The organism is Bacillus sp. NP247 (genome assembly GCF_018966865.1).
GTDB lineage: Bacteria > Bacillota > Bacilli > Bacillales > Bacillaceae_G > Bacillus_A.
Genome location: NZ_CP076653.1, coordinates 5,062,220 through 5,074,590, shown reverse-complemented (window position 1 = coordinate 5,074,590; position 12,371 = coordinate 5,062,220). Strand labels below are relative to the sequence as shown.

General features: G+C 32.5%; 9 protein-coding genes, 2 pseudogenes and 1 riboswitch. Of the genes and pseudogenes, 4 read left to right on the top strand and 7 right to left on the bottom strand.

Annotated elements, in window-relative coordinates:
- The first annotated feature begins 56 nt into the window (after positions 1 to 56).
- Positions 57 to 220, top strand: a riboswitch (M-box (ykoK) riboswitch).
- Positions 221 to 343: 123 nt separating this feature from the next.
- Positions 344 to 1,291: an LCP family protein gene (locus KPL75_RS26305; RefSeq protein WP_016095350.1), complete on the top strand. Its 948-nt coding sequence runs from the start codon at positions 344 to 346 to the stop codon at positions 1,289 to 1,291.
- Between the two features lie 164 nt (positions 1,292 to 1,455).
- Here the strand turns inward: KPL75_RS26305 and KPL75_RS27600 are convergent.
- A pseudogene (locus KPL75_RS27600) lies at positions 1,456 to 1,993 on the bottom strand (S-layer homology domain-containing protein); the annotation flags it as partial.
- Positions 1,994 to 2,532: 539 nt separating this feature from the next.
- On the opposite strand from KPL75_RS27600, the gene KPL75_RS26290 reads away from it, so the two are divergent.
- A complete protein-coding gene (locus KPL75_RS26290; RefSeq protein WP_219918506.1) occupies positions 2,533 to 2,907 on the top strand; it encodes a hypothetical protein in 375 nt (124 codons plus the stop codon).
- A gap of 238 nt (positions 2,908 to 3,145) precedes the next feature.
- Here KPL75_RS26290 and KPL75_RS26285 read toward each other — a convergent pair whose 3' ends face one another.
- Together KPL75_RS26285 and KPL75_RS26280 are read right to left on the bottom strand one after the other, a co-directional pair.
- Positions 3,146 to 3,730: a GNAT family N-acetyltransferase gene (locus KPL75_RS26285; protein ID WP_219918503.1), complete on the bottom strand. Its 585-nt coding sequence runs from the start codon at positions 3,728 to 3,730 to the stop codon at positions 3,146 to 3,148.
- Positions 3,731 to 3,910: 180 nt separating this feature from the next.
- Positions 3,911 to 4,246 (bottom strand): hypothetical protein, encoded by a 336-nt coding sequence (locus KPL75_RS26280; protein WP_219921170.1) that lies wholly within the window; start codon positions 4,244 to 4,246, stop codon positions 3,911 to 3,913.
- 1,123 nt (positions 4,247 to 5,369) lie between these two features.
- Between KPL75_RS26280 and KPL75_RS27895 the strand changes: the two are divergent.
- A pseudogene (locus KPL75_RS27895) lies at positions 5,370 to 5,444 on the top strand (undecaprenyl-diphosphatase); the annotation flags it as partial.
- Between the two features lie 19 nt (positions 5,445 to 5,463).
- Here KPL75_RS27895 and bla read toward each other — a convergent pair.
- Together bla and KPL75_RS26270 are read right to left on the bottom strand one after the other, a co-directional pair.
- Entirely contained in the window at positions 5,464 to 6,390 is a 927-nt protein-coding gene (gene bla, locus KPL75_RS26275; protein WP_375141039.1) for a class A beta-lactamase Bla1, read from the bottom strand.
- A gap of 277 nt (positions 6,391 to 6,667) precedes the next feature.
- Positions 6,668 to 8,803: a peptidoglycan D,D-transpeptidase FtsI family protein gene (locus KPL75_RS26270; RefSeq protein WP_219918500.1), complete on the bottom strand. Its 2,136-nt coding sequence runs from the start codon at positions 8,801 to 8,803 to the stop codon at positions 6,668 to 6,670.
- A 403-nt stretch (positions 8,804 to 9,206) separates the two neighbouring features.
- Here KPL75_RS26270 and KPL75_RS26265 point away from each other — a divergent pair, with 403 nt between their 5' ends.
- Positions 9,207 to 10,967, top strand: a complete 1,761-nt coding sequence (locus tag KPL75_RS26265) for a peptidoglycan D,D-transpeptidase FtsI family protein (protein WP_219918496.1) — start codon at positions 9,207 to 9,209, stop codon at positions 10,965 to 10,967.
- An 11-nt stretch (positions 10,968 to 10,978) separates the two neighbouring features.
- Here KPL75_RS26265 and KPL75_RS26260 read toward each other — a convergent pair whose 3' ends face one another.
- Both KPL75_RS26260 and KPL75_RS26255 read right to left on the bottom strand, forming a co-directional pair.
- Positions 10,979 to 11,809: an SH3 domain-containing protein gene (locus tag KPL75_RS26260; protein ID WP_219918492.1), complete on the bottom strand. Its 831-nt coding sequence runs from the start codon at positions 11,807 to 11,809 to the stop codon at positions 10,979 to 10,981.
- Complete coding sequence (locus KPL75_RS26255; protein ID WP_219918490.1) at positions 11,799 to 12,332, bottom strand: RNA polymerase sigma factor; 534 nt, start codon at positions 12,330 to 12,332, stop codon at positions 11,799 to 11,801. Before KPL75_RS26255 ends, KPL75_RS26260 begins: the two co-directional genes overlap by 11 nt.
- Positions 12,333 to 12,371: the final 39 nt, after the last annotated feature.

The following is a 12,371-nucleotide window of genomic DNA, read 5'->3' as shown; positions in this document are numbered from 1 at the left end:
TTATTTTCACAGTAGATAAACACACAACATGTAATTTGCTTATTTCTGCAAATAATATATGTCTCTGTTAGGTGAGGCTCCTGTATAGAGAAACGCTGCTACCCAAAAATGTCGAGAGACGCCAATGGGTCAACAGGAACGGTCGAATTAAGGCCCTTCTTAATGTAGCTGGTTTTAAACCTATGCTGTACAGTGCTAAAACTCAATGAGGGGGACTTTTATGATAAAACGACTTGTTTAGCTTTTTCTTAGCAAGGTTTGTTTGTCTCGAAAAAGGCCTTTACTCATATGAGCAAAGGCCTTTTTAATGTGAATATAGTACAAAAAGAAAGGGTGAATCTTCATGAAAAAAAATTGGATCTATCACAATAAAATAAAAGTTATTTTGGGTACGTTATTTTTTATTTCCCTATTGGGAGGAACATATATATACTCTCAATTTTATAACTTTAGTGATAAAACATATCGTGAACTCGAAAGAGGACGCAAATCTATGAAAAGAGAACATAAAATATCCCCTTTAAAAGATAATATTTCCATCTTAATCATGGGAGAGGATAATAGTGAAACAAGAGAAGGAGAATATGGAAAAAACGCAAGGTCAGATGCATTAATGGTTGCTACGATTAATAAAGAAACGGCAGCAATAAATTTGTTAAGTATTCCACGTGATACTCGAGTCTATATACCAATAAAAGCAAAAGAAGATAAAATTGCACATGCGCATGCATTTGGTGGTATAGATAGTACAATAGATACCGTTGAAAAGTTTTTGGATATTCCCGTTGATTATTATATTAAATTTAATTTTGATTCATTCTTAAGTCTTATTGATACGATTGGAGGAATTGATGTAGATGTTCCCGTCACATTTACAGAACAGGACAGCCAAGACCAAGCTGATGCTATTCATTTGGAAAAAGGATATCAGCACCTAAATGGCGAACAGGCCTTAGCCTTGACTAGGACACGCCATATTGATAATGATTTTATGCGTGGACAACGGCAGTTATTAGTTATAGAGGCGATTGGAAATAAAATATTAACCATGAACTCATTAAGCAAGTTTAATAGTATATTAGATACAGTTAGTCCACATATGTCTACCAATTTATCCACAACAGATATGTTCTCTATTGCTAAAACTATGATGGACCACTCACCTAACATTAACAAAAGGCAGATTAAATGTAATGATAAATATATAGATGGTATATACTATGCACAACCTGATAAAGAAAGTGTTCAACAGATTTCGAAAGATTTAAAACAAGAATTACAAAAAAAATAAGAATTTTTTAATATATTTTATTTCAGACAAGATTTATAAATATAAAAATGATATATAGATTTTCTTATATAAATCTCTCGCAATATTTGAAATTTAATTATAAAAAAGTAGAAAGCATTCTTGCTAACAAGAATGCTTTCTGTTTTACACGAGTCTTTTAGTAACTATTTATTTTTAGTAAAAAGGATATAACTAGGGGCATAATATACCCATTGTTCATCACCAATACTTAACCATCCATTTTGTTCCTTGTATACAGAATATGATTCATTTTTACTTAGTTTACGAATTACTTCATAAGTCGTCCCAGGCCCCTTGCGCGGATTTACTCCAGAACCAGTTATGGTAACAACACCTATTGTATTATTGTTATTATTATTTAATACATGTAGCATTCTATTCAGAAAGGCAGCGACTTCTCCGCGAGCGGCTGTACCTTTGGGCATAAATTATAAATTCATTTTTTTCATTTTCTTTTACAATCCCTAGTCCATAAACGCGTTGTACAGCTTGTTTATCATACACTAAGTTCTGATCACTAAAAGGCAAGTCTACTAGCTTTCCAATAATATTTTTATATTGTAACGATCGATCAATCATAATGACCACTTCGTCACGCTTAATTGTGTCATTTGGAGCAAAAATATTATCTCCTCTACCACTAATGATTTCAGCTGCTGCTGCACGATTAATCCCATCTATAAATAAAATTTTTGATCTCTTTTAATTACTATCTAATTTCAATTTACCACTATCTTTATTAAGAAATGAGAAAAAATAAATGAATAAAGAAGTTTTTCATAATATACAATATGTTTATCTTCAAAATGTATACTTGTACTTATTTCTTTAGATATTTTACATTTGAATCTTAATTATAATCCACGCATGTGAATTCTCTAAAGAAAAAAACCTAAAAAGAGAATTAATCTTCCAAATTTCACATAGGGAATCATTTGTTTTCTAAAAAACATCCAAGAATCTTTATCAACTCATTTTAGAATATTTAAACAATAATTTTATATACAAACTCTGCATAAATTATTCATTTTCTTTTATATAAGACATACCTTTTTACTTCTGATAAATTCTTAAACATTGGATTATTATACACAATCCAAAAAACATGTGGTATTTTGCAGAATTTTGTCTATCAATATGTATGTACACCCTTTTGTAGTGGATATAGACTGTGAGGTGTAAGGAGATACCTTACAAAATAATGCAAAGGGGATTATAGAATGAGCAGATTAACAAAATTCTCAAAGTTAGCATTTGCAACATTAATTGCAGGAAGTAGTTTAAGCGTCTTTGTTTCTTCACACAGTGTACAAGCTGACACCTTAGATCATAATTACCAAGACACTGTAAAATTCATACCATCTTCTAATGCTAGAGAAACATTGGAACAAAAAAACACTATTGTTCCTGAATCAAAAGTTATTAAAACCCATTATGTAAAGTACTCTAAAGCACATTTCCAATCTAAAGAAAGTATACCAAAAGAAATTTATTACTCTTCAGAAGGCTTTAAGGGCTATATACAATCAACTACCGTTTGGGATATGGGAGATCATTTCGCAACGATATATTCCGGAACCGTTATTCGATGTTAGATTTTTAATGCAACATCTCCAAATGGTTATAAAAATCAATAGATCACGGCAAATACTGTAACATCTATTACACAAAAAAATAAACCACAAAATCATTCAATTTCATGGTTTATCTATTACAAAGATAATGCTAAACGAATACTCTAACATTACCTTCCCCAAAGTTAATTATAGAGTATTTTCAAAAAAAAGACACTCTTGTAGTGTCTTTTTTATAGTATTAAAATTTACTCCCATCTTACTTCGTTTCTGAATTTAGTAAATATGTAGCGCCCTTCCATTCAGACTTCAAAATTGAATATTGATATTCATCAATCCACTGTCCTTTTAACATATAATTTTGCAATAAATGACCTTCTCGCCTCATACCCACACGTTCTAGCACAGAAATAGACTTGTTATTTCGGACATCCGAGAAAGCAATCACTTTATGCTTTCCTAACGAATGAAATATATAATGCAATAAAGCATAAATAGCCTCAGTTGCATAGCCATTTCCCTGATATTCTGGGGAAAGAGTATATCCAATTTCAACGATACGAGGTTCACTCAAAAGCGTGTGAAGTGCACAATCTCCAATCATTTTATTATTTTCAGCCAAAGCAATTGCGAACTGGAACCAAGTACCTGGTTGATTAGGATTATTATTAATTTGTTCATTTACAAAAGTTTCTGCTTCATGATATTGATAATTATCCCATGACTGAAATTTAGCTACTTCCGGATTAGAGCGATAAAAATGAAAGTATTTAGTGTCATCAATACTCAACTTTCTCAAAATAAGACGATCTGTTTTCCCAAAAACTTGATCATATTTCTCCATAACCTTCTCCTCTCTTCTCTACATTAACTGTGAGCTGGATTTCGTTACTTCATAGAGTTTTTAATTTTATCTTTATAATACATAGGCGTATATTGTTTGCATACATAAAAGAAAGTCTTTATCCCTCTTTATTTTATATTTTGAAAAGAATTCAGCTTCCCCACACCTTATTTTTTTCGGCTATTCATTTGTTTCAATGTAATAATTTTGCATTTCGTATATGCAATAGACAATTATCGCTAAACTCCAACTGACACCATAGTAGTCATGTGTGTAGAACTCATATCCTGCCTTAATTCCTTTTTCTATTACAACCAACGTAAATCCTAAAGCCATCCAAGTATTAATTTTCATTTTAATAAAAGTTATAGCTATCACGATTAAAAACAAAATATTTGTAAGGCAGTTTATCATTAGCTCATATTTTTGAATGTATATTGCCATTATACAAGCAACGATATTAGTCGCAATGCCAAAAGCAACTACCGCTCCCCAAATCCTGTCCAAAAGTCCCACTCCTGGGTCAGTCTCTTCCTTAATAAACATCCTTTTCTTTATTTCGTTCCTACACTCTCTATTCAAGATATGCTTTATTAACCTTGTTTGATGAATATCTATTTATCTTTTCATATAGAGCAAACAGAATTTTTACTCATAATTTTTTATTTATTAGGCAAACTATGTCTAAGCCGTTTGAACTAGCGGCTTCACTCTTCTGGTAATGGGAAAGCAATTTATTGTAATTGACTAACTCATTCAATTCATTGGCACCGGCAGGCAACCAAAATTGTTGTCTGCCATTTTCATGTATACTTTTTCTGATTTCATTTCAAACTATATAGAAATAGCGTGCTGTACTGATTTTAAACAGAATAGAAATTGATTTTTGAAAAGGCAAAAAGGGTAGGATTCTGTCTACTTTTTGTATAAGACTTTTTCTTTTCACATATACTATTTTTGAACCTGTTTACCAATACGTGTCCTATTGGTGTCTTGAATTCCTCCTCAATTTCTTTATTTTTTGGATTTTACAAATCTGAAGACAAGAATTTCAAGCATATTTTCTGGTTATTCGTAGTTTTTATCCAGAATAAGTTCCTCGTGTGAGCTGTATACAAAAAAAGAAAAGACACCAAAAAGGTGTCTTTTCTTTTTAAATCTAATCGGATTTCAGTAGTATATTTGTTCTCTTAAAAACCTTCTATCTTGTTCTTAAAGTTGTCAAATTTCATATGTAATTCCCAAAAAAACTTATGCTATTATGTAGCTAATAAACTATGTGTTCCCTTCCCCCTGTTTCCGGCCCTGTAAATTTTACAGGGTCTGTGATTATTTGACAGTTTATCAGCGTTAATAAATTCGAATTTTCATTTTAAATTGTTTAAATGTTAATTAGGTTTTGAACCAATATATTAATATTTAGCTCCTGATTCTTTACTCCTTTTAGATGAAGTGGACTCTCATTTACATGCTAAAAAAAGCGTTTTAACTAATAACAACCCTAAGACAGTCTTATATTGAGCCTTGGGGTTATTATTTAAATTGTTATGAACACCACAGGAGAAAATTCCCTTCATGCACTTTAGGGGATAAATTGTCCATGAAATAATAATTTTTGCTTATATACTTACTATTCATTATAGGAATACAAAAAAGCGATTCTTTTCACATTAAAAAGAATCGCTATCCAAGTTCTTATTTTCAATTACATTAAGTAAAGAATTGAGAAATTATCACCTAAGAGCCTTAACTATCACTTCAGTTGCCTCTGCAATTAGTTGATTATCATAGGTAGCCTCTTTCTCATCTTTACTGGATAAAATTGCGATGATAATGGGTGCTCTATTTGGCGGCCAAACGACAGCAATATCATTTCGTGTCCCGTAACTTCCAGCTCCTGATTTATCTCCAACTACCCAGTCAGTTGGTACGCCTGCACGAATAAGTTTGTCTCCTGTAGCATTTCCTTTCATCCACTCTGTAAGAATGTTACGTTTATGAGCTGGAAGCGCATTTCCGACCGTAAAATCCTTAAGATTGGTAGCAATTGCTTTTGCTGTACTAGTGTCACGAATGTCTCCTGGAGTAGCTTCGTTTAACTCTGGCTCAAAGCGATCAGCCATAGTAACCCGATCACCCATCTGTCTAAGTGCTTTTTCATATCCTTTAGGTCCGCCTATTTTATTAAATAAAATGTTCCCGGCTGTATTATCACTGGAACGAACAGCCGCCTCTGCAATTTCCCCAAGTTTCATGCCTGTATCTACATGTTTCTCTGTAATGGGTGAATATTCAACTAATTCGTCTTTCGTATAAGTGATAACTTCATTTAATTTATCAATTGAGTTTTGCTGCAGCAATACCCCTGCCGCTAAGGCCTTATAGGTTGATGCAAAGGCAAACCTCTCATTAGGTCGATATGCAATTGTTCGATTTGTACCAGTATCAATAGCATACACACCTAATCGAGCATCAAATTTTTTCTCAAGTTGAGAGAATTCTTGATACGTCGCATGATTTTTATGTTTAACTGGTCCGGTCTTTTCTTTCGCTTCAACTTGCAATGCCCCTCCTGTAAAAGCTTCTAGGCTTGTAACACTTAAACCTAATATGCCAACGCATATACCTATTTTTAGCATCCTTTTGTTTTTCAAAATCATCATTCCTTTCAAATTTTCAATACTAAAAACAAGTTGTAAATTCAATACACTGTATCTGAACACCTGTTTTTATACGTACAAATAATAGACCATCTAAGAAACAAGTTTGTTCCATAAATTTAAAACCTTTTTAACTAGTAGCCAAGATATTAACAAAGGTAAGAGATAGCAACTATGATAGCTGCTATCTCTTATTTCAAATCTTCCTTTTTCTTTAACTTATAAAGGCTTTTATATAAACAGGGTCTCTTCCCCTGAGAAAAGTGCACAAATTTTACTAATTTTGATTCGAACTATCTGTACTAGCAGCTTCACCATGCATACGTTGCTGTTTTAAATCAAAGTATGCATCTAAAACTTCCTTTCCAATTATAGAATTAATTCCATTTTTATCATCATGAAGCCATGGGACTACTACAGAAAATGCTACTTCTGGATTATCATATGGAGCATATCCAACTAATGTTAAGTTGTAACATTCCATACGTTCTCCTTTTGCATTTCTACCAATTGGATCATCTCCACCATATACAGTTTGAGCTGTCCCTGTCTTTCCTGCTGGTTTGTATGGAGCATTCTTGAAATACTTCACGCCAGTTCCATCACCTTCTTGGAATACCCATCTAAAGCCTTCTTTTATCCGATCAATATGTTCTTTCTTCATATCAACTCGATTTAATACGACAGGCTCTATAGAGCGTATAACTTTGCCAACTTCCTCTTCTTTTATTGATTGTTCTCCTATTTCCTGTACAATTTGGGGTTGCATTCTATATCCACCGTTAGCAATCGTTGAAATATATTGTGCCAATTGCAATGGCGTATACGTATCATACTGACCGATAGAAAAATCTAATAAAAAACCAGGTTGACTATCTACTTTTCTCGTTTGTCCAATTATTTCATTCGGCAAATCAATACCTGTTGGGACGCCTAAACCAAATTGCTTAAAATAATAGCGCATTGTATCAAATGCTTCTTGTTTAATATCCAACGAACCATTTGGTACGTAATTAACTCCCGCAATTTTTAAAGCTGTCTGGAACATGTATACATTCGAAGATACTTGTAAAGCTCGTAAATCATTAATATTACCAAATCCGGATACATTCCACGATTTCTTGGCTTGTGTACCTTTAAATTTCATCGGTGCATCATAAAATTGATCTCCTGGATGTATTGCCCCTGTCTCATATCCAGTTAATAAAGTAGCACCTTTTACAGCTGACCCTAGCTCATACGAAGTTGTCATGTTACCTAATGCCAAATCCTCAATCTCTATTTTCCCTTCTTTTTCTACAATCTTTTTGCCTGCCATAGATAAAATCTGCCCATTATTTGGGTTCGTCATGACGACAAAAGCTCGGTCCAACAGTGGCTCTGAACTCTTAAAAGCTCTCAAATTTTTCTCAATACTTTCTTCCACTTTCTTTTGTAATTCCATATCAATCGTTAATGTTAAACTATTACCACTTTTTCCTTTAGAGATTATTTCTGCGCTAACAATGTTTCCTGATTTATCAGTAATGTTTTTCACTTCTTCTTTTGTGCCGTGTAATACATCTTCATATCGTTGTTCAATATAACTTTTTCCTACACGATCATTACGGTTATATCCACGTACCAAATAAGAATCTAAGTTTTCTTTCGGTAATCCTTCTTCACTGCTTGTAATATTACCTAACACGGAACGAAATAAATTACCATTTACATAATTACGTTCCCAATCAACTGTTGCATCTATTCCTGGAAACTCCGCAAGGTTTTCACTTATGCGCGCATATTCTTGATCTGTCACATCTTTTTTAATAATTTGTGGTGTCAGTTGATAACCTGAACTCATTTTACTTTTAATAGCTAAAACCTTTAAATCTTGTGCTGTTAATTCTGCCAATTCTACTTCTGTAACGCGACTTCGTCTTAAGTCTTGAATTTTTTTGTCTAGTTCTTTTCCCTCTATTCCCTTTTCTTTAAACTTTCCTATATCTTTTTTAGTAATCTTTGATTCCGCACGTTTCGTATTCAATTGCATCCAGAAATCTTTTTTATCGATATCGGTTAACTTATTTATATCTTGTTCGGGCATTTCAAGTACTTTCGCCAATTCTTTTGCTGTTTTTAGAATATCTTCACTCTTAATCCCCTTCACCCTTGTATACGTAATTGTGCGAAGAGATTTATTATTAACGACTGTTTTCCCTTCTCGATCTAGAATTTGTCCACGTGGAACCGGTATACTAGTTGTTTCATTTTGACTGTTTTCCACTTGGTTCTTATAAGCCTCTCCCTCAACGATTTGTACTTTTCCTAGCTGCATAATAATAGCTGAGAATAGTAGAAATATGCAAAGGAACATTATATTTAATCGAATAGATATATATGTCTGCTGCTTCTTTTCTTTTTGTTTTTTCATAAATCCTCCATATAATTCTTCCGGAACTCCTCACTAATACTTAGTAAATAAATATAATAAATACGTTCCCTATATATTAGAAACCACCATTCAGTTATAAATAGTGTCTTATCCTTTTTTCTAAATCCTTGTAAGCGTCAATTCCTTTTCGTTTAGCCGCGTAATTGATAAATCTCCTTTCCTGTTTTTCTCTCTAATTCTTTTATCACTTGCATTAGAAATGCTAAACTGTATAATGACTCATGTTAAACTTACAAATAGACTTGCTAGTAACTTTTCATACTGATTATTCCTTTCTTCATGCTGTAATACTTAATAGACAATCTAAGTAATAAAGTTGTTCCACATTTACAAAAAAAATAATTAACTATAAGATGAAATAGGCTACATAAGGGAGGGTTATATGTTACATACAAAAAGATGGAGATTTTTTGCGGTTCTTTCTACTGTAGGTTTGATTTTACTAATTTTATTAAAAATCAACTTCATTTCAATTACTATCGCAACTTCTTCAGCTGAAAGAGGAAAAATTTTTGATCAAAATGGTGTAATACTAGCTACAAATAAGAAAGTTAAGTCTCTATATTGCACTTCTAATGATGAAAAACTATCGAATCAAGATACATCAAACACATTAGCTTTTTTCAATCAATTTTCAAACAAGTTTCAACATGATATTTCTGCAGAGGACATAAAATCACAATTACAACAATCTTGTAAAAAGCAGACTATGAATGATATACCGTTATACTCTGACATAAATGAGAGTGAACTTACATTCATAAACAAGAACAAACCCAATAATGTAATAATCAAAGATGAATGGATTCGATATTATCCTAAACACGAAATTGGTTCACAGCTAATTGGGTATGTAGAAAATGACCTTAATTCTAAGTATGGACCTGTTGGAAAAAGTGGGATTGAGCTTCAATATGAAAATGATTTAAAAGGAAAACCCGGAAAAACTCTGATTTTTAAAATGAATAATAAAAAGTTCTTATGGAACATTCAAAAAGTACAAAAAGGAAAAGATGTCCGGCTAGCTTTAGACTCTAAATTGCAGCAAAAAACAGAGGAAGCATTAAGATCTCAAATTAAGAAAATACCTGATGCTAATGCTGGTTATGTTGTAGTCACCGATGTAAAAACTGGCGCAATTTTAACTATGGCCAACTCGGCAGTTTTTAATCCAAATATATTACATACACATGTATCATCTAAAAATGAAAACATTAAATCACTTTCGCAAAATAAAGCAATTCAAAAATTAAAGTATGGTGAATCTTATGTAAATATGGCCTCTACTATAAAGCCACTTACTATTTTAATTGGATTAAACGAAAAGCTTTTTCAACCTGAAGATACTTATTTAGATAAGGGTAGTTTTCAGTATGATAATCAAAATAACATTACGAATGCACCTGGAACGCCTACAGGTGAGATTACACCGAGGCAGGCTATCATTAATTCATCTAACACATTTATGACAGCAAAAGTAGCTCTGCCCTTATTCAACCAAAATAATGGGAATATAGAAAAAGTGGCACATATATGGACAGATTATTTAATGCAATTCGGCCTACGTTCTAAAACCGGGATTGATTTACCCTTTGAAGAAGACGGACAATATGAATTCCATCCATCTAATAAGTTTGAAAATGGAATCTCCGCTTTATTAAATGCCTCTTGGGGAGGAAATGAAGTGCATACCCCTCTTCAACTTGCTCAATATGCAGCAACTTTGGCAAGTAAAGGTGATAAATATAAACCTCAAATCGTAAGTGCTATTATTGGTCAGGACGGTAAGGAAACAAAAAAGTTTAAGCCAATTTTAGAAAGTTCAAATCGTTATCCTATGAAATTTTGGAGCGTCGTGCAAGGTGGGATGAGTCAAAATATAGAGGAGATTAAAAACTTGCCCTTTCATGTGGCAGGTAAAACGGGTATTACAGGTTTTCCGAATGAGCAAGAAAGAATGATAAATCATTCTCTTTTCATTGCATATGCTCCTACCGAAGATCCACAAATTGCTATTTCTGTCGTTATTCCTGGTAGTAATTCAGAAAAAAACATCGCTGCTCTCGTTACATCAGAAATTTTAGAGTCTTGGCATACACTTCAAAAAGAAAATAATAACAAAGAGGAAGGTTCATTAAAGTGAACCTTCCTCTTTTACCATATAGAGTCTATATTTATTATTTTCCATTCACCATTATCATTCTTTTCGAACATAAATGAATACTTAATATCAGTTAAAACATACTTTTTTTGTACATATCCAGTAGTATCACCGTTAATTGTCGATATTTTTATATATCCATCATTTTGCACTTTTTCTGGAATCCAAGCTTTTACCATTTCATTCGATACTTCATATAAAACTTGTGATTCTTGTTTTGGTTCAGCTAAAATTTTCGTTTTATTTCCAGTAACCGTTGCATATATAAAATGTGCTTGCTTTGGTTGGTTACTTTCTGTCAATCCACTTGGTACTTTGTATACTTTTTTTGTATCATTTGCAAATTCTCCTCCCATTGGAAGAGCGACTTGCAACTCATGAAAAATGTCTTCATCAAACTTCCATTCATCCTTCTTATACATACTCCCTTTAAATAGAACTTCATCATTTAACGCTCTATACAAGTCATTTTCATTTTTTGAAATTGTACTTCGAGATAAATCATTTATAAATTGCTTTAATGATGGATCTTGAGCAGACTCATCTTTTATTTTCGACTTAATTTGAGTACTACTTTGTACCGGTGATTTATTATCATCAAGCCCAGGTTGTTGAACAATAAAAAATAACATTGTACAAACCAAAACAACTACAACAGGCAATGCTTTTTTACGAGGTGGTCTCTTATATGTTACAGAATCTACTTCACTATTTTGATATACCGATTGCTTTATTTTATTAATAAATTCTTCTTCATCTTTACGACGCTCCATTGGTCCGTTTTTTAATTTGCTATACCAGTCAGGATTTTTTTTACTGTTCATCACTTCTACCCTCCCCTATTAGTTTTGAAACCTTACTTCTCGCTCGGCTTAATCTGGATTTGACTGTTCCAATTGATACATCTAATGTTTCAGCCATTTCTTCATAAGACAATTCATATTTCGCGTCCAATATTAGTATTTCGCGGTGTTTTTTAGGTAGTTTTAATACAACATCCCATACATCGTTCATTTCCTCTTGCTTAAAAAATTCTTGTTCTGCCGATGGAGATTGCTTATCGTCACTAAAAAATCCCACTAAAGATATCCTTTTAAAATAAGAGGATTTCAAATAGTTTATTGCCGTATTTCTTGTAATTTTTAATATCCACGTTTTAATAGATGACTCCTTTCGAAACGAATGCCAATGTTTAAAAACCTTTATAAAGACATCTTGTGTGATGTCATCTGATAAGTGTGGATCTTTCGTAATAATAAATGAATAATTCCATACATCTTCCCAATAGTCTTTTATAACATAGTCAAGCTCATCATGATTACATTTTTCAATAAACTTCTGTTCCATTTCCACACCTCAAACTTATTTGAATAAACATAAAACTGC

Excerpts from the sequence above, each read along its gene's own strand:
- bla (WP_375141039.1), bottom strand. The coding sequence starts at position 6,390 with ATGATTTTGAAAAACAAAAGGATGCTAAAAATAGGTATATGCGTTGGC.
- KPL75_RS26285 (WP_219918503.1), bottom strand. The coding sequence starts at position 3,730 with ATGGAGAAATATGATCAAGTTTTTGGGAAAACAGATCGTCTTATTTTG.
- KPL75_RS26305 (WP_016095350.1), top strand. The coding sequence starts at position 344 with ATGAAAAAAAATTGGATCTATCACAATAAAATAAAAGTTATTTTGGGT.
- KPL75_RS26260 (WP_219918492.1), bottom strand. The coding sequence starts at position 11,809 with ATGAACAGTAAAAAAAATCCTGACTGGTATAGCAAATTAAAAAACGGA.
- KPL75_RS26270 (WP_219918500.1), bottom strand. The coding sequence starts at position 8,803 with ATGAAAAAACAAAAAGAAAAGAAGCAGCAGACATATATATCTATTCGA.
- KPL75_RS26255 (WP_219918490.1), bottom strand. The coding sequence starts at position 12,332 with ATGGAACAGAAGTTTATTGAAAAATGTAATCATGATGAGCTTGACTAT.
- KPL75_RS26290 (WP_219918506.1), top strand. The coding sequence starts at position 2,533 with ATGAGCAGATTAACAAAATTCTCAAAGTTAGCATTTGCAACATTAATT.
- KPL75_RS26265 (WP_219918496.1), top strand. The coding sequence starts at position 9,207 with ATGTTACATACAAAAAGATGGAGATTTTTTGCGGTTCTTTCTACTGTA.